General features: G+C 63.1%; 17 protein-coding genes and 1 tRNA gene. 7 read left to right on the top strand and 11 right to left on the bottom strand.

Features of this window, described 5'->3' with window-relative positions; genetic code table 11:
* The coding region (locus V7787_RS49280; RefSeq protein WP_336094894.1) for a crotonase/enoyl-CoA hydratase family protein at nucleotides 1–664 on the bottom strand (664 nt) is incomplete at its 3' end.
* A 198-nt stretch (nucleotides 665–862) separates the two neighbouring features.
* Here V7787_RS49280 and V7787_RS49275 point away from each other — a divergent pair.
* A tRNA-Ser gene (locus V7787_RS49275) sits at nucleotides 863–952 on the top strand.
* Nucleotides 953–1,153: 201 nt separating this feature from the next.
* Here V7787_RS49275 and V7787_RS49270 read toward each other — a convergent pair.
* From V7787_RS49270 to V7787_RS49260, 3 genes are all read right to left on the bottom strand, one after another.
* Nucleotides 1,154–3,286, bottom strand: coding sequence for a TonB-dependent siderophore receptor (locus V7787_RS49270; RefSeq protein ID WP_336094893.1), 2,133 nt, complete (start codon nucleotides 3,284–3,286; stop codon nucleotides 1,154–1,156).
* A gap of 320 nt (nucleotides 3,287–3,606) precedes the next feature.
* Nucleotides 3,607–3,987 carry a hypothetical protein gene (locus tag V7787_RS49265; protein WP_020190956.1) on the bottom strand — a complete coding sequence of 127 codons (381 nt, stop codon included), beginning with the start codon at nucleotides 3,985–3,987 and terminating at the stop codon, nucleotides 3,607–3,609.
* 207 nt (nucleotides 3,988–4,194) lie between these two features.
* Complete coding sequence (locus V7787_RS49260) at nucleotides 4,195–5,382, bottom strand: MFS transporter (protein WP_336094892.1); 1,188 nt, start codon at nucleotides 5,380–5,382, stop codon at nucleotides 4,195–4,197.
* A 106-nt stretch (nucleotides 5,383–5,488) separates the two neighbouring features.
* Here V7787_RS49260 and V7787_RS49255 point away from each other — a divergent pair, with 106 nt between their 5' ends.
* On the top strand, nucleotides 5,489–6,373 hold the full coding sequence (locus V7787_RS49255) for a LysR family transcriptional regulator (protein WP_064490986.1): 885 nt from the start codon (nucleotides 5,489–5,491) through the stop codon (nucleotides 6,371–6,373).
* 39 nt (nucleotides 6,374–6,412) lie between these two features.
* Here the strand turns inward: V7787_RS49255 and V7787_RS49250 are convergent, their stop codons facing one another.
* Nucleotides 6,413–7,162, bottom strand: a complete 750-nt coding sequence (locus tag V7787_RS49250; RefSeq protein WP_064490987.1) for a 3-oxoacyl-ACP reductase family protein — start codon at nucleotides 7,160–7,162, stop codon at nucleotides 6,413–6,415.
* 118 nt (nucleotides 7,163–7,280) lie between these two features.
* On the opposite strand from V7787_RS49250, the gene V7787_RS49245 reads away from it, so the two are divergent.
* On the top strand, nucleotides 7,281–8,219 hold the full coding sequence (locus V7787_RS49245) for a LysR family transcriptional regulator (protein ID WP_064490988.1): 939 nt from the start codon (nucleotides 7,281–7,283) through the stop codon (nucleotides 8,217–8,219).
* A gap of 110 nt (nucleotides 8,220–8,329) precedes the next feature.
* On the opposite strand, the gene V7787_RS49240 is transcribed toward V7787_RS49245, so the two are convergent.
* Nucleotides 8,330–8,800 (bottom strand): GreA/GreB family elongation factor, encoded by a 471-nt coding sequence (locus tag V7787_RS49240; protein WP_104962301.1) that lies wholly within the window; start codon nucleotides 8,798–8,800, stop codon nucleotides 8,330–8,332.
* A 2-nt stretch (nucleotides 8,801–8,802) separates the two neighbouring features.
* The gene (locus V7787_RS49235; protein WP_336094891.1) at nucleotides 8,803–9,201 is read right to left on the bottom strand and encodes a hypothetical protein; all 399 of its coding nucleotides are present in this window, start codon (nucleotides 9,199–9,201) and stop codon (nucleotides 8,803–8,805) included.
* A 129-nt stretch (nucleotides 9,202–9,330) separates the two neighbouring features.
* On the opposite strand from V7787_RS49235, the gene earP reads away from it, so the two are divergent.
* The gene (gene earP / locus V7787_RS49230; RefSeq protein WP_104887207.1) at nucleotides 9,331–10,464 is read left to right on the top strand and encodes an elongation factor P maturation arginine rhamnosyltransferase EarP; all 1,134 of its coding nucleotides are present in this window, start codon (nucleotides 9,331–9,333) and stop codon (nucleotides 10,462–10,464) included.
* Between the two features lie 48 nt (nucleotides 10,465–10,512).
* Nucleotides 10,513–11,082: an elongation factor P gene (efp, locus tag V7787_RS49225; protein ID WP_003252871.1), complete on the top strand. Its 570-nt coding sequence runs from the start codon at nucleotides 10,513–10,515 to the stop codon at nucleotides 11,080–11,082.
* A gap of 220 nt (nucleotides 11,083–11,302) precedes the next feature.
* Here the strand turns inward: efp and V7787_RS49220 are convergent, their stop codons facing one another.
* The 3 genes from V7787_RS49220 to V7787_RS49210 form a co-directional block, all read right to left on the bottom strand.
* Complete coding sequence (locus tag V7787_RS49220; protein ID WP_020192083.1) at nucleotides 11,303–11,731, bottom strand: organic hydroperoxide resistance protein; 429 nt, start codon at nucleotides 11,729–11,731, stop codon at nucleotides 11,303–11,305.
* 140 nt (nucleotides 11,732–11,871) lie between these two features.
* Nucleotides 11,872–12,327, bottom strand: coding sequence for a MarR family winged helix-turn-helix transcriptional regulator (locus V7787_RS49215; protein WP_020192084.1), 456 nt, complete (start codon nucleotides 12,325–12,327; stop codon nucleotides 11,872–11,874).
* Between the two features lie 58 nt (nucleotides 12,328–12,385).
* Nucleotides 12,386–13,339: a LysR family transcriptional regulator gene (locus V7787_RS49210; protein ID WP_064490991.1), complete on the bottom strand. Its 954-nt coding sequence runs from the start codon at nucleotides 13,337–13,339 to the stop codon at nucleotides 12,386–12,388.
* A gap of 113 nt (nucleotides 13,340–13,452) precedes the next feature.
* On the opposite strand from V7787_RS49210, the gene V7787_RS49205 reads away from it, so the two are divergent.
* A complete protein-coding gene (locus V7787_RS49205) occupies nucleotides 13,453–14,202 on the top strand; it encodes a sulfite exporter TauE/SafE family protein (protein WP_003252877.1) in 750 nt (249 codons plus the stop codon).
* A gap of 28 nt (nucleotides 14,203–14,230) precedes the next feature.
* Here the strand turns inward: V7787_RS49205 and V7787_RS49200 are convergent, their stop codons facing one another.
* Nucleotides 14,231–15,082 carry a LysR substrate-binding domain-containing protein gene (locus V7787_RS49200; RefSeq protein WP_003252879.1) on the bottom strand — a complete coding sequence of 284 codons (852 nt, stop codon included), beginning with the start codon at nucleotides 15,080–15,082 and terminating at the stop codon, nucleotides 14,231–14,233.
* Between the two features lie 96 nt (nucleotides 15,083–15,178).
* Between V7787_RS49200 and V7787_RS49195 the strand changes: the two genes are divergently transcribed.
* Nucleotides 15,179–15,397 carry a DUF1127 domain-containing protein gene (locus V7787_RS49195; RefSeq protein ID WP_020192087.1) on the top strand — a complete coding sequence of 73 codons (219 nt, stop codon included), beginning with the start codon at nucleotides 15,179–15,181 and terminating at the stop codon, nucleotides 15,395–15,397.
* The last annotated feature ends 121 nt before the right edge of the window (nucleotides 15,398–15,518 follow it).

The following is a 15,518-nucleotide window of genomic DNA, read 5'->3' as shown; positions in this document are numbered from 1 at the left end:
CGATCGCCTTGTCCAGCGCCTCCAGCAGCCCTTTGCGCACTTTCAGCTTGGTGTTCTTGTGCGCCAGCATGTTCAGCTTCTTCAGCTCCCGCGCTGCGGTCATTGCCGCTTCCTGCAACTGCTCGGCCGGCACCACCTTGTCGAGGAAGCCGGCATCCACCGCACCCTGCGGGTCAAACACTTCGGCATTGATCACCGAGCGGTGGAAGGCCGAGCGGCGCAGGCGGTCGCGGGCCAGTTCAATGCCGGCGTGGTGCATGGTCATGCCGATCTGCACTTCGTTCAGGCATACCTTGTACGGCCCTTCGACGCCAATGCGGTAGTCGGCCGACAGCAGCAGGAAGGCGCCCTTGGCCACGGCATTGCCGGGGCAGGCGACCACCACCGGGAACGGGTGCGACAGCAGCCGGCGGGCGAGGGTGGAACCGGCGGTGACCAGGCTGATGGCCTCTTGGGGGCCGCGGGTCATCACCTTGAGGTCGTAACCGCCTGACAGAATGCCCGGCTGCCCGGTGATGATCACTACTGCACGCTCCTCGGTAGCGCGGTCCAGCGCTGCATTGAAGGCAGTGATGACGTCCGGCGAGATGGCATTGACCTTGCCGTTGTTCAGGGTAAGGGTGGCGATGCCGTCTTCGGCGTGGTAGGTAATCAGCTCGCTCATGGCAGAGTCCTTTTGTTGGCGTGGCGACGACGTTACCCAGCGCCAAGGGCGAGGTAAAGCAGCAAGGCTGACTGGTCGGTCAGTGCTCATGGCAGCCCAAGTGCAAATACATGAAAAAATTGAAAAAAATGCTTGCCAAAGGGAAAGTCTTTCACTAAATTAGCGCACCTCGACAGGCCGCAAGGCTTGAAGAGAAACGGTGAAGTGTCCGAGTGGTCGAAGGAGCACGCCTGGAAAGTGTGTATACGAGAAATCGTATCAAGGGTTCAAATCCCTTCTTCACCGCCACATTCTACGAAAAGCCCCCGCGCTGAAAAGTACGGGGGCTTTTTGTTTTCAGGGCCATTGGGGCTGCTGTGCAGCCCATCGCGACACAAGCGGGCTTGCCCGCGAAGCCAACACCGTGGTGGATGGCACGGGCTTCGCCCGTGTTCGCGGGCAAGCCCGCTCCCACAGGTCGCGAAAGGGCCGCAGAGCGGCCCTGGCAATCTAGAAGCTGATCGAAGCCGAAAGCCGAGCGGTACGCGGTGCCCCCTGGAACAGGTAGTTATCCCCCAGGTAATCCCCCACATCGCGCCAGTAACGCTTGTCCAGCACGTTATCCACCGTCAGCCGCAGCACCGTGTCATACCCGGCAACACGGGTACTGTAGCGGCTACCAAGGTCGAACACGGTATACCCGCCAACCTCAACATTGCCCGCCTGGCTCGCATACTTGCTGGCGCTATACCGCGCACCGCCCAGCAGCGCGAGCCCCGGAACCGGCAGGGTATATTCCGCATGCAGCGCCGCCCGGAATTTAGGCACGTTGATCGCCTGGTGCCCTTCATAGGCTTCGGTACCGCTGTTCTGCACCCGCGCCCGAATGGCTGCCGCACTGGCCTGTACCTGCAGGTTCGGGGTCACCCGGCCGCTGGCGCCCAGTTCCAGGCCGGTATTCTTCTGCTGCCCTTGCTGTACGTAGGTGAAGTTGCCGGTGCCGTCCGGGCGCGCGTACTGGTAAGCCTGGCGGATCTGGAACAGGGCGGCACTCAGGCTCAGGCCTTGCCAGTCGTGCTTGACGCCCAGTTCCAATTGGCGGGAGGTGGTGGGCGCAAGGATCTCAGCTGCATTGCTGGCGAACCAAGGGGCCGTGCCTCCGGCAGACAGGCCCTTGGCGTAGCTGGCGTATACCGTGGTGTTCGGCTGCGGTTTGTAGATAAGCGCAGCGTTGGGCAGTAGCTCGTATTGGCGGGTATGGCGCCCGGCTACGCCGTTCTCGTCCCAGGTCTTTTCATCCAGGCGCACTTCACGGGCGCCCAGCACGGTCTGCCATTGCTCGTTGAAGCTGATGCGGTCGCTGACGAACAAGCCGTACTGGCGGCTGTCCAGCCGGCGTTCGCTGGCGCCGACGGGTTTGTCGGACGGATCGAGGTCTGGGGCGCCGGTATGGATGTTGCCGGTCCCAAGCCACTCGTTGTAGTACGCGCGCTGATCCAGTGTGCGTCGCTGCGCACTGGTACCCACAGTCAGCTCGTGCCCCACCCCCAGCGCATCGAAGTGCCCGTTGAGCATGGCCTGCGCCTCGTCGGTTCGGCGGGTATCGTCGGGGCTGCGGAAGTCATAGATGTCGTAGTCACCATTGCTGCCGAAAAACGCCCCCTCGCTCGAACCCCAGGCAAACGCGCTGTAGTCGTCGATCACCACTTTGCTGCGGGAGGCGCTCACGGTGCCGGTCCAGGTATCGTTGAAGCGGTATTCGAAGCGCCCGCCCAGGTTCAGCGAGTCGTTCTGCACGGGCTTTGCCCAATGCTGGTAGGCCAGGCGGTCTTCCGGGTCGATGCCGTGGGGCACTTCAGTGCCTCCGAGCAGTTGGTAACCCGGCACCGACGCCTGTTCGCGATGCTGGTACTCGGCATCCAGCTGCAGGGTGGCATCCGGGTTGATCTGCCAGTCGAATGCCAGCGAGGCGAAGTCGCGCTTGCCGTCAGCGTGGTCGACGTAGGTGCGGATGTCTTCATGGGCCAGGTTGGCGCGCAGGCCGAACTGCTTTTCGCTGCCGAACCAGCCGCCAAGGTCGGTGGCCAGATAGCGTTCGCCCTGTTCGTTGGTCGATACCGTGACGCTGCGTATGTCTTCGGCGCGCTTGGTCACATAGTTGATCAAGCCGCCCGGCTCCGACACGCCGGTCTGCAGCCCGGACAGGCCCTTGAGCAATTCCACCTGCTGCTTGTTTTCCAGGGCTACGTTCTGCTCTCCGGCAATGGTCTGGCCATTGATGCGGTAGCTACTGGCGGCGTTCAGCTCGAAGCCGCGCACATTGAAGTTTTCGTAGTAGCCGATGGGTGCATAGCTTTCGCCGACCGAGGCATCGCTTTGCAACACTTCGCTAAGCTTGCGTACCTGGCGGTCTTCCAGCAACTGCTGGCTGAACACGCTGACAGAGGCGGGGGTGTCGAGCAGGGGCGCGGGCTGGAAGCCGCCCACAGCGGCCTGGCGTGCCTGGTAGCCATCATTGGCGTAGGTGTCGGAGACCTGCAACGGGGCCAGCATCACGCTGTCTTCGGCAAACACAGAGGGGCACTGCAGGGCCAGGCCCAGGCTGAGCAGGCTCAGGGGCAGGCGGGGGTGATGCGGGGGCATGCGGTGGGGCTCCTGGATGCGCGATACCTGTGCCGGCCCTTTCGCGGGTAAACCCGCTCCTACACCGGGTGGTAATACACCGGTTGGTGATACACCGGGTGGTGATGCACCGGTTGGTGATGCACCGGTTGGTGATACACCGGGTGGTGATACACCGGGTGGTGATACATCGGTTTATGATGTACCGGTTGGTGATACACCAGGTGGTGATACCCCTGTAGGAGCGGGTTTACCCGCGAAGAGGCCGGCACAGGCCATGAAAAAGGCGGCATCTTACCAGCCGCCTTCCACATAAAACGATCCGGGCCCGGTGTATTCAGTCAGCCAGTCCTGATCGGCCGCTTGTGCTGCCGCCAGTTGTCATCGATCTTCGACCAGGTCTTGCCATCGGTAATGGCCATCAGCTTGCGTCCATCCTTGAAGGTGGCCAGAAAGGTCGCTTCTTCTTCCTTGCCACCCAACCACAGCCCGGCCAGCAGCCCTACTGGCCCTGCCACCAGGGCGCCGGCCACGCCCCAGCCCAAGGCGCTGCCAAGGTTGCGGTTGGTTTCCAGGCTGGCCAGCCGCAAGTCGCTGATGCGTGCCAGGGAAATCCGCTCACCGGGTGAGGGGCTGCGCGCGGTCTTGAGTGTGAGCGATCCATTGCGATACTCGCCTTCACCTTGCAAGAAATCGCCGGACTGTACCGTGAGTCTTGTCATAAATTCATCCTGTCAGGGAAAGGGCATTCCAGCGCTTACTGAGCGCTGCCCCGGCAGGCAAGTCAACGGCATTGCGACGGAGGGTAGTGCGGTACTTTGTCGCCATGGCTGGCCTCTTCGCGGGCATGCCCGTACCCACCACTGCCCTGAGTTTTGTGAGGCACCTGTGGGAGCGGGCGTGCCCGCGAAGAATCCAGCGCGCATTTTTCAGGCCACCTGCAAGGCATTCTTGCGCTTGCGTTCGGCCCATCCCCAGGCCAGCAACGCCAGCCCGCCAATCACCAGCCCCGCCACCACGATCCCCATCCAGCCCTGGCGCTGGAACAGCTGCGTGCCCAGCAACGACCCAAGCGCCCCGCCAATGAAGTAGCAGGTGATATAACCGGCATTCAGCCGCGTGCGTGCCTCGGGCCGCAGGGCGATCACTGCGTTCTGGTTGCTCACATGCACCAGTTGTACCGCCAGGTCGAGCATCAGCACGCCCAGCAGCAAGGCGAGCAGGGACTGTTCGGCAAACCCCAGCGGCACCCACGACAGCAGCAACACCACCAGGCCCACGGTGGTACCCAGCGCGCCCTTGCCGCGGTCTGCCAGGCGCCCGGCCCAGTTGGCCGACAATGCACCCGCCGCACCGGCCAGGCCGAACAGGCCGATCACTGCATCCGAATAGTGGTAGGGGCCTTTTGCCAACAGAAACGCCAGGGGTGTCCAGAACAGGGCGAACAGGCTGAATGCCAACAGACCGAGCAGCGAGCGCAGGCGCAGCACGGGCTCTTCGATGAACAGACGGAACACGGAGCCGATCAGCGCCGGGTATTTCAGCCCGGCGTGGCTGTGGTGCTGTGGCAGGCTGCGGTACAGCGCCACGGCGGTAACTGCCATCAGCACTGCGGCCAGCACGTAGATACTGCGCCAGCCACCCAGCACGGCCATGAAGCCGGCAGCAGTACGCGCCAGCAGGATGCCCAGCAGCAGGCCGCTCATCAGTGTGCCGACCGCGCGCCCACGCTGATGGGGCTCGCTCAGGGTCGCTGCCATCGGCACGAGGATCTGTGCCACCACCGAGAACAGCCCGGTCAGCGCCGTGCCGAGCAGCAGCCAGGGCAGGCTGGGTGCACAGGCGCTGATGACCAGGCCCAGGGTGGAGACAACGGTCATCACGGTAATCAGCCGGCGCTGCTCGAACAGGTCGCCCAGCGGTGCCAGCAGCAACAGGCCGGCGCCATAGCTGAGTTGCGCGGCAATCACGATGCTGCCGGCGCTGGCGGTGCTCAAGCCAAACTGCTGGGCGATGCTGTGCAGCAGCGGTTGGGCGTAATAGTTGCTGGCCACGGCCAGGCCTGTGGCGGTGGCCATCAGCAGGATCAAGGCGCGGCTGAGAGTGGGGGTGTGCATGCAATTCTCGTGGGGGCAGTGGTGTGTAGTGATGATTATCAGCAAGTGTCAGGCATGACACCAATGTATAGTTTTCAGTCTATTCATCTTGAAAGCAGATAGATCGATGAACCTCAAGCAGCTCGAATATGCCCTTGCCGTGGCCGACACCGGCAGTTTTACCCGCGCGGCGGAGCGCTGCCATGTGGTGCAGTCGGCCCTTAGCCATCAAGTAGCGCGGCTGGAGGCGCAGCTGGGGGTGAGCCTGTTCGAGCGTAGTTCGCGGCGGGTACGCCTGACCCCTGCGGGGGAAGCCTTTGTGCTCAGCGCGCGGCCCGCGGTGGAAGCGGCCCGGCGCATTGCCGATGACGTGGCGGCGGCCTGCGGCCAGGTGCGCGGGCGGCTGGCGATTGGTGAAATCAGCTCGCTCACCGCGCTGGATCTGGTCGACCTGTTGGCGGTGTTCCACGGTCGTTATCCGGATGTGGATGTGCGCTGGCTCACGGCCAAGAGCGAATTGCTGATCGCTGACGTACTCGAGCGGCGCCTGGACGTCGGCTTTATCGGGCTGTGGCAGGGCGAAGTAGTGCAGGGGGTGCAGCATCGGTTGCTGGCCCGGGAAGAACTGGTGGCGGTGTTGCCGTTGGGGCACCGCTTGGCGGGTAGGGCACAACTGGCGCTGGCTGACCTGGCAGGCGAAGTGTTGGTGGACTTCCCCGAAGGCACCGGGGCGCGACGACAGACCGACGAGGCGTTTCAGGCGGTGGGGTTGCAGCGCAGGGTGCAGTTCGAGATCGGGCATGTTCGTCTGGTAGAGAAATTCGTGCAGCGGGGCATGGCCGTCGGCCTGGTGCCCGAGCGGGTGGCTCAAGGCATCGAAGGTGTAGCAGTGGCGCGGTTGGTGGATGCGCCGGTGCGGCACTTGTATGCGGTGTGGTCGTCCAGCCCCACACCGGCTGCCCGGGCTTTTCTGGACGTGATGGAACAGTGCCTGGGGGCAAAGAAAGGCTAAGCCTGTGCCGGCGCTGTCGCGGCACAGGCAACCTTTGAATCAGGCTGCAAACCCACCATCTACAGTCAGGCTGGCCCCGGTGATATACCCGGCTTCAGGCCCTGCCAGGTAAGCCACGAAGCTGGCAATCTCCTCCGGCTCGCCATATCGCCCAATGGCCATGAGCGGAATCAGGCTCTCGGCAAACTCGCCACTGGCCGGGTTCATGTCGGTGTCCACCGGGCCGGGCTGCACATTGTTCACGGTAATGCCCTGCGGCCCGAGGTCGCGTGCCATGCCGCGGGTCAGGCCAACCAGTGCCGACTTGCTCATGGCGTACGGTGCACCACCGGCAAACGGCATGCGCTCGGCGTTGGTGCTGCCAATGTTGATGATACGACCGCCCTGGCCCATATAGCGTGCCGCGGCCTGGCTGGCGACGAACACGCTGCGTACGTTCACGGCCAGCATGTGATCGAAGTCGGCCAGGTCGAACTCTGTCACTGGGGCCACTGCCAGCACACCGGCGTTGTTGACCAGGATATCCAGCCGGCCCAAGGCCTTCACGGTGTCATCCACCGCCAGCTGCACGGCCGCGGCATCAGCGCTGTCAGCCCGCAGGGCCAAGGCTTTGCCGCCGTTCTCGGTAATTTCCCGGGCCAGTTCTTCGGCCGGGCCGGCAGAGCTGACATAGGTGAAGGCCACTTGCGCGCCTTCGCGGGCCAGGCGCCGTACGATGGCTGCGCCAATGCCTCGGGAACCGCCCTGAACCAGGGCCACTTTGCCTTCGAGTGTAAGTTGCTTGGACATGCTGTTCTCCTGCTGGAAGCCAGGCCGAAATGCCTTGGATGGGCACAGTATCGGCGCTCGATTGCCTACTGATAAGATGGTAATCACTATCAGCAGAGTAAACCTTTGGTTGCTAATCATGGCCATGGAATCATTCAGCGCGTTGGAATGCTTCATCCGCAGTGCCGAGGTCGGCAGTTTTGCCGAAGCCGCCAGGCGCCTGAGCCTTACCCCGGCTGCCGTGGGCAAGCACGTTGCGCAGCTGGAAGCGCGCCTAGGTGTGCGGTTGTTCCAGCGTAGTACCCGCAAGCTGACCTTGACCGAAGCGGGGCAGCGTTTTCTCGGCGAGGTCAGTGACAGCTTTCGCACCATTCAGTACGCCGTGGCCAACCTGGCCAGTGCAGAAGGCCAGCCGGCCGGGTCGTTACGGGTGAGCATGGGCACGGTGTTCGGGCGTTTGTATGTGCTGCCGTTGCTGGGGGAATTCTTGCGCCGATACCCGGCGATTACCCCGGATTGGCATTTCGACAACCGCCAGGTCGACCTGATCGGCCAGGGCTTCGATGCAGCGATTGGCGGTGGTTTCGAACTGCCGCCAGGGGTGGTGGCGCGCAAGCTGACCCCGGCGCACCGGGTGTTGGTGGCGGCGCCGGCCTATCTGCAGCGGCACGCGCCGATAGAAGACCCGCAGGTGCTGCAACGCCATGACGGCATCCTGGTGCGGTCACCGCAGACCGGGCGGGTGCGCTCGTGGCCGTTGACCAGCCGTTGGCAGGCGCAGCAGCCGCTGCAATTGCGCCAGGCGATGACCATGAGCGATTCGGACGCGGCGTGCGCGGTGGCCGAGCAGGGGCTGGGCATTGCCCTGGTGAGCCTGCCGTTTGCCGTGCCCTACTTGCTGGCCGGGCGGCTGCTGCGGGTGTTGCCGGACTGGTATGTGGACGATGGGCATATCAGCCTGTATTTCGCCGAGCACAAGCTGTTGCCGGGCAAGACCCGGGCGTTCATCGATTTTGTGGTGGAGCAGTTTGCCGAGCAGGGGCTGGCGGGGCGGTTCGATGCCCTGCAGGCCCTTTAGAGAGTTATTGCCTGTGCCGGCCCTTTCGCAGGCCCGCCCGCGCCCACAGGGATATCACAGCCCTGAAGACAGTGGGGTCCTTGTGCGGGCGTGCCCGCGAAGAGGCCGGTTCAGACAACATCGACAATGAACGATACCTGCGCCCCCAGGCTCACCTCGTCATCCACCCGCTTGCCCAGCAACAGCTGCCCCAGCGGCGAACGCGGGGTAATCACCGTCACCAGCCCGTCACCCTCGCCAATCTTCAACCCCGCTGCCTCAGGCCCGAGAAACAGCCTGCGCTGCCCGCCATCTTCATTTTCCAGGGTCACCAGGTTGCTTACCTGCACACCGCGCGCCGGGTCGTAATCACGCAGCAGCAACTGCTGGTAGATCACCAGCGCCTGGCGGATCTCGGCACTGCGGCGGGCCTGGCCGGTGGCCAGGTACGAGGCCTCCAGGCCCAGCGTGTCGTACTTGTTCTCGGCGATGTTCTCTTCGGCGGTGGCGGCCTCGTAGGCGGTTTGCGCCGCGCGGGTCAGCACGTCCAGGTCATGCTCGAGGGTGGCGACAATCAGCGCCAGCAGGTGGGGCTTGTCCATGGTCAGTAACAGAACTCCAGCACGTTGGCCTGGCTTTTTTCGGTGGGCGCGGTACGGTTTTGCTGCAGCCAGAACTGGCACTTGGGGCTGTTGAGGTTGCGCGGGTTGCCTTGGGTGGCATCGGCGGCCTGTTGCAGCTCCTGTTTGTGCAGGATGTCCTTGTAGCGTTCGAACATCTCGGCCTGGGCATCCTGGGCAGTGGCCGGTGCAGGCGTTGCAACGGGGCGGTCTGCACGCGGGGCTACAACCTGGGCCAGAGATTGCACCTGCTGTGGCCACAACTGCTGGGCCAGCCACAGGCTCGCGGCAATGGCCATGGCGCCTAGCCACAAGCCCAAGGCAACGCACATGATCAACGGCAACGGCTTGAGGGTGATCTTCAGTTCACGGTGGCGCGGCATGGCAGCCTCCTGGCAGCGTGGTAGGGGTGCATTGTCGCATGCGCTTGGGCATTTTTCTGCGCAGGTGCTTTTGTCTGCGCCAATTTATGCGCAGAATTCGCGGTTTTTGCACCAGCACGGGAGGGGCGCATGAAAGCCACCTGGGACATCTTCTGCAGCGTCGTCGACAACTACGGCGATATCGGCGTTACCTGGCGCCTGGCCCGGCAGTTGGTGGCCGAGCACGGCCTGGCGGTGCGCCTGTGGGTGGATGACCTCAACGCTTTCACGCCCATGTGCCCTGGCGCCGATGCCACGGCGGCGCAACAGTGGCAGCACGGTGTGGATGTGCGCCACTGGCCGGCAGCGTGGTTGCCGGTGGCGCCGGCCGATGTGGTGATCGGCGCGTTCGCCTGCCAGTTGCCCGTGGCGTATGTGGAGGCCATGCGCGCCCGTCCGCAGCCGCCGCTCTGGCTCAACCTCGAGTACCTGAGTGCCGAGGAATGGGTGGAGGGTTGCCATGGGTTGCCTTCGCCGCAGCCCAACGGTTTGCGCAAGGTATTCTTTTTCCCGGGCTTTACCGACAAAACGGGCGGTTTGCTGCGCGAAGGCTCGCTGCTGGCCCGGCGTGATGCGTTCCAGCAGTCGGCGGAGGCGCGCCGTGCGTTTTTGCAGGGGCTTTGTGTAGACCTAGTGCCGGGTGCGCTGCTGATTTCGCTGTTCGCCTATGAAAACCCACAGCTGGGCAACTGGCTTGATGCCCTGGCCACGGCTGACCAGGCCTGCCACCTGCTGGTCCCGCAAGGGCGCGTTGTCGCGGGGCTCAGCCAGTGGTTGGGCGAGGGGCCGCTGCACGTGGGTGATGTGCGCACCCGTGGGGCGCTGACCGTTCAGGTGCTGCCTTTCGTCAGCCAGGACGACTTCGACCGGCTGTTATGGTGCTGTGATTTCAATGCCGTGCGTGGCGAAGACTCATTCGTGCGTGCGCAGTGGGCGGGGCAGCCGATGCTGTGGCACATCTATGTGCAGGACGAGAATGCCCATTGGGAAAAGCTCGAAGCGTTCCTCGCGCATTATCGCTGCGGCCTGTCAGACGATGCCGATGCAGCCCTGCTGGGCCTGTGGCGTGCCTGGAACATGGATTTCGACATGGGCCAGGCCTGGCGGGCGGCCCGCCAGCATTGGCCGGAACTGCAGCAGCATGCTCGCCTTTGGGGGGCGCGACAGGCCGCTCAGCCGGACCTTGCCACAGCGCTAGTACACTTTTACCGAAATTCGCTATGATACGCGGCCTCGATTTTTATAAATCCATCCAGATTCGGATACTTCGTAATGAAAACTGGTAAAGAACTGAAACCCGGTACCGTCCTGCGGATCGACAACGACCCGTGGCTGGTTCAAAAAGCTGAGTTCACCAAGTCGGGCCGTAACAGCGCGATCATGAAGACCAAGCTGAAGAACCTGCTGACCGGCTACAAGACCGAAACCGTATACGGTGCGGACGACAAGCTGGACGACGTGATCCTGGATCGCAAAGAAGCGACCCTGTCGTTCATCAATGGTGACGAGTACACCTTCATGGACACCACCGACTACACCATGTACGAGCTGAACGCCGAAGACATCGAAGCCGTTCTGCCGTACATCGAAGAAGGCATGGAAGACGTCTGCGAAGCCGTGTTCTTCGAAGGCCGTCTGGTGTCGGTTGAGCTGCCGACCACCATCAGCCGTAAAGTTGTCTACACCGAGAACGCTGCTCGCGGTGACACCTCCGGCAAAGTCATGAAGCCTGCCAAGCTGGCGAACGGTACCGAGATCTCGGTTGCCGACTTCATCCAGATCGACGAGTGGATCGACATCGACACTCGCGACAACAGCTTCAAAGGCCGTTCCAAGAAGTAATGCTTCTTGCGAGACGCAAAAAACCCGGCGCAAGCCGGGTTTTTTATGCCTGTGTGCTCGTGCTTTGTGGGTGCAACTGTCGTGCTCAATTTCTAAAAGCTGGCGCAGATCCGTGTGGGAGCGGGCTTGCCCGCGAACACGGGCGAAGCCCGTGCCATCCACCGCGGCGTATTCTTCGCGGGTAAACCCACCCACAGAGGATCGCGCAAGCCTTTGCGTCTTAGACGGTTACGTGCAGGCGCACATCCACATTACCCCGGGTGGCATTGGAGTACGGGCACACCTGGTGCGCCTTTTCCACCAGCCCTTCGGCATCGGCCTGGGCCAGGCCCGGCAGGTTGATGTGCAGGTCGATGTCCAGGCCGAAACCGCCCGGGATCTGGCCGATGCCCACCTTGGCGGTGATCGAGGTATCTGCCGGCAGGGCTTTCTTCTCTTGCCCGGCCACGAATTTCAAGGCGCCGATGAAGCAGGCCGAGTAACCGGCGGCGAACATCTGCTCGGGGTTGGTGCCGTCACCGCCCGCGCCGCCCAGTTCTTTGGGGGTGCTGAGCTTGACTTCCAGCTTGCCATCGCTGGAGCGGGATTTGCCGTCGCGCCCACCGGTGGAGGTTGCTTCTGCGATGTACAGCGGAGTGACCTTTTGCATCTTGAGCCTCGCTAATGTGCTGTGCACTCCCGTTTGCAGGAGGGCGGGGGTTGGTGTGGGATTTAAATTAGCGCGCAATTAGTTAGCGCGCAAGATAAATAATCACCGTTCATCGGAACGGCCATTTCACAGCATAGCGCTCAGAGGTTTTTTTGCAGGTTGTCGCGCAGGATCAGCAGGTCGGCTTGCAGTTGCTGCAGCTGCTCCAGGCTGCGCCCGCTGGCCTTGAGAATGCATTGCGGCACCTCTTTGGCCTGCTGTTGCAGGGCGCGGCCCTTGTCGGTCAGTTGCACCATCACTACCCGTTCATCTTCGCGGCTGCGGTTGCGCTGCAACAGGCCTTCGCTTTCCAGGCGCTTGAGCAGCGGGGTCAGCGAGCCTGGGTCGGTCAGCAGGTGCTGGCTGATTTCGCCCACGGTCAGGCCGTCACGCTCCCACAGCACGAGCATGGCAAGGTATTGCGGGTAGGTCAGGCCTAGCGCCTGCAGCAGCGGCTTGTAGACCTTGGTCATCAGCAACGAGGTGGAGTGCAGGGCGAAACAGACCTGGTTGTCCAGCAGCAGCTCGTCACAGGAGGCTTGGGTGTCGGCGTTCATGCAGGTCCTTGAAAGTCATCAATGGAAAATTCTGGCACGCTGATCATCAGTGCGCGAATTAATCGCGCAATTCACTGCGCAAGGCCAGGTCCCAGGGTGGAATCGGGCTGAAGCGGCTCTTGAGGAATTCGAGCAGCAAACGGCTGCGAGAGTTCGTTTCATGTGCCAGGCGTAGCGCGTAAATGCCGCTGGTCTCGGCTTCAGGCAAGCCGCCGTCGCAGAACAACGGGATCAGCTCGCCGCGCAGCAGGTATTCACTGATCAGCCAAGTGGGAAGGTGGGCTATCCCCAGGCCGGCGAGGGCGCCGAACAGCAGGGTTTCGGCATTGTTGGCGGCCATGCGCATGCGCGCGGGGCGATACAGGCGGGTTTGCCCGGCCACACTGAAGCGCCAGGCGAACGGCGGCGCCAGGCCATCCCAGTCCAGCCCGTCATGCCCGGGCAGTTCGCTGGGGCAGGTGGGGATGCCGCGGCTGGCCAGGTAGGCGGGGCTGGCGCAGGCGATGCGTACCATGTAGGCGAGCGGTGTGGCGACCAGGCGGGTGTCGGCCAAGGGGCCGGCGCGCAACACCAGGTCGACCTCGCCCAGGTGGCTGCCCTGCAGGTCGACAAAGCTGTCGATCAACCGCAGTTGCACGTCCAGGCCCGGGTAGGCCACCAGGAAGTCGGCAATGGCCGGGGCCAGGTGGCGGCGGCCAAACGCGGCAGGGGCGTCGATGCGGATCAGGCCTTCCGGGGCATTGCTCAGTGACACCGCTTCAGCCCGGGCCAGGCGCAACTCCTCGATGATGCGCCTGGCCCGCTCGGCAAAGGCGTTGCCTGCAGGCGTGGCCCGCACCGCGTGGGTGCTGCGGGTGAACAGGCGGCTGCCGACGGCGCTTTCCAGGTTGTCGATGCGCCGTGCTACCGCAGACGGGGTCAGCGGGTGGCGACGGGCGGCGGCAGAAAAGCTGCCGGTTTCCAGCACATCGAGGAACAGGCTCAATTGGTCGGTCAGGATATCGGGGCTCATGGCTGCCTTGCTTTTGCGAAAAACGCACAGCCATTGTGCGCTGCTGTGCGTTTCCCCGCCAGCGCACAATCGTTAGCATGCTCGCATTATTGGTACAGGCGGACGAGGCCCTGATGATCGAGTGGTTGTTGTATATCGTGCTGGGCGCTGCCCTGGGCACCATGGGGGGCTTGTTTGGCATAGGCGGCGGGCTGATTGCGATTCCGGCGCTGGGCGTGCTTTTTGGCCTGGACCAGCAGTTGGCGCAGGGGACCGCGTTGGTGATGGTGGTGCCGAACGTGCTGCTGGCGCTGTGGCGGTATCACCAGCGCAACCGCATCGCGTTGCGCCATGCGTTGCCGCTGTCGGCGTGCAGCTTCCTGTTCGCCTGGTTGGGGTCGATCTGGGCGGTGGGGCTTGATGCGCATTCCATGCGCCTGGGTTTTGTCGGCTTCCTGGTAGCGTTGGCGGTGTGGAACGTGGTGCGGATGTTCATGAAGGTGTCGCCGCCGAGTGCCGAGCTGCGTCATGCCTGGCCGTGGCTGGGTGTGCTGGGCAGCTTTGCCGGCACCATGGGCGGCTTGTTCGGGGTGGGTGGGGCCGTGGTGGCCACGCCGATCCTGACCAGTGTGTTCGGCGCTACTCAGGTGGTGGCGCAGGGGCTGTCACTGGCGCTGGCGGCGCCGAGTACCTTGGTCACGCTGGTGACCTATGGCGTGCACCATAGCGTTGACTGGGGGGTTGGGATTCCCTTGGCAGTGGGTGGCTTGCTCAGCATCAGCTGGGGCGTGAAGCTGGCCCACGCGTTGCCGGAGAAGGTATTGCGGGCGATGTTCTGTGTGTTCCTGGTGGTCTGTGCGGTGATGCTGGGGTTTGAGCTTTGAGATTGTGGGGCCGCTTTACGGCCCCCGATCACTTGAAACCCTCAACGATGTAGTCGGCCATGCAGTCGGTGATTGGCGAGGGGGTCTGCGTACTGCGCACCAGCATTACATTGGCCATGGGCAACTGTGGCAGTCCTTCGCTCTCACCCAGAATGCGGATGTTGCCCCCGATCAGGCTCTGCAGCTGCGCGGTCACTGCCAGCCCGGCGGTGACGATGGCAAAGATCGCCGCCAGGCTTGGGCTGGTGTAGGCAATACGGTAATCGATGCCCTGTGCCTCCAGCGCATTGCAGGTCCAGGCGCGACAGAAGCAGTCGGTGTTGAACAGCGCCACCGGCATCGGCCGCTGTTCATGCGGGCAAAAGCCTTCTGCCGCGGCCCACACCAGGCGTTCCTGGCGCAGCAACTGGCCAATCTCGTTACCGGGCTCGCGGGTGACGATGGTCAGGTCCAGATCTTGGCGCAGCATCAACTGCTTGGACGAATCGCAATGCACTTCCACCTGCACCAGCGGGTAGGCCTGGGCAAAGCTCGACAAGATGGTCGGCAGGAAGCGCATGGCGTAGTCGTCTGGTGTGCCGATGCGCACCAGCCCCACCATGTGCGGCATGCGCAGGGTGTTGAACACTTCGCCATGCAACTTGAGAATGCGCCGGGCATACCCCAGCAGTACCTGGCCTTCGGCGGTCAGCCGCACCTGACGGCCATCACGTTCGAATAGCTGGCGCTGCAGAATGTCTTCTTCCAGGCGTTTCATCTGCATGCTGACCGCTGACTGGGTGCGGTTGACCACTTCGCCTGCGCGGGTAAAGCCGCCTTGCTCGGCAATGGCGACGAAGGTGCGCAGGACGTCCGCGTCGAGGCTCTGGTACTGGGACATTGCATCAATCTCCGAGATGCATCGCATCAGAAACATTCGTTGGATTGATCTTAAGCCTGGCGTGAGACTGAGGCCATCAACACGGAGGGCTTCACGATGAAAGGTCATGTCAGCAGCATCCAGCAACCTGCCTTTTCCCTGAGCTACCTGTGGCATGCGGCCTTGAAGCGTCTGGCGCGTTGGCTGGAGTTGTACCGTCAGCGTCAGGAGCTGGCCAGCCTCAGTGATGCAACCTTGCGCGACTTGGGGTTGAGTCGGGCGGATATCCAGCAAGAGGCCGAGCGGCATTTCTGGGATGATCCACTGAGGAAGTGATGCCATGCGTGGCAGTCGCTTCAGCTCCAGCTCCAGCTCTTGCTTTGGCTTTTGCTTCTAAGCGCGCGGTAGTTCAGGCGATGCAGATTGCGACTTCAGGAGGCCGAGCGCAGGGCTTGCG

The sequence above is a fragment of the Pseudomonas sp. CGJS7 genome, assembly GCF_036961695.1.
This window is presented reverse-complemented; position numbering and strand designations above follow the sequence as displayed.

What these genes read in the sequence shown, in the direction of transcription:
- V7787_RS49270 (WP_336094893.1), bottom strand. Translation starts at nt 3,286, where the DNA reads ATGCCCCCGCATCACCCCCGCCTGCCCCTGAGCCTGCTCAGCCTGGGC.
- V7787_RS49245 (WP_064490988.1), top strand. Translation starts at nt 7,281, where the DNA reads ATGGCCATGGAATCATTCAGCGCGTTGGAATGCTTCATCCGCAGTGCC.
- V7787_RS49220 (WP_020192083.1), bottom strand. Translation starts at nt 11,731, where the DNA reads ATGCAAAAGGTCACTCCGCTGTACATCGCAGAAGCAACCTCCACCGGT.
- V7787_RS49250 (WP_064490987.1), bottom strand. Translation starts at nt 7,162, where the DNA reads ATGTCCAAGCAACTTACACTCGAAGGCAAAGTGGCCCTGGTTCAGGGC.
- V7787_RS49205 (WP_003252877.1), top strand. Translation starts at nt 13,453, where the DNA reads ATGATCGAGTGGTTGTTGTATATCGTGCTGGGCGCTGCCCTGGGCACC.
- V7787_RS49215 (WP_020192084.1), bottom strand. Translation starts at nt 12,327, where the DNA reads ATGAACGCCGACACCCAAGCCTCCTGTGACGAGCTGCTGCTGGACAAC.
- V7787_RS49260 (WP_336094892.1), bottom strand. Translation starts at nt 5,382, where the DNA reads ATGCACACCCCCACTCTCAGCCGCGCCTTGATCCTGCTGATGGCCACC.
- V7787_RS49210 (WP_064490991.1), bottom strand. Translation starts at nt 13,339, where the DNA reads ATGAGCCCCGATATCCTGACCGACCAATTGAGCCTGTTCCTCGATGTG.
- V7787_RS49200 (WP_003252879.1), bottom strand. Translation starts at nt 15,082, where the DNA reads ATGTCCCAGTACCAGAGCCTCGACGCGGACGTCCTGCGCACCTTCGTC.
- V7787_RS49240 (WP_104962301.1), bottom strand. Translation starts at nt 8,800, where the DNA reads ATGGACAAGCCCCACCTGCTGGCGCTGATTGTCGCCACCCTCGAGCAT.
- V7787_RS49195 (WP_020192087.1), top strand. Translation starts at nt 15,179, where the DNA reads ATGAAAGGTCATGTCAGCAGCATCCAGCAACCTGCCTTTTCCCTGAGC.
- V7787_RS49235 (WP_336094891.1), bottom strand. Translation starts at nt 9,201, where the DNA reads ATGCCGCGCCACCGTGAACTGAAGATCACCCTCAAGCCGTTGCCGTTG.
- V7787_RS49255 (WP_064490986.1), top strand. Translation starts at nt 5,489, where the DNA reads ATGAACCTCAAGCAGCTCGAATATGCCCTTGCCGTGGCCGACACCGGC.
- V7787_RS49265 (WP_020190956.1), bottom strand. Translation starts at nt 3,987, where the DNA reads ATGACAAGACTCACGGTACAGTCCGGCGATTTCTTGCAAGGTGAAGGC.
- earP (WP_104887207.1), top strand. Translation starts at nt 9,331, where the DNA reads ATGAAAGCCACCTGGGACATCTTCTGCAGCGTCGTCGACAACTACGGC.
- efp (WP_003252871.1), top strand. Translation starts at nt 10,513, where the DNA reads ATGAAAACTGGTAAAGAACTGAAACCCGGTACCGTCCTGCGGATCGAC.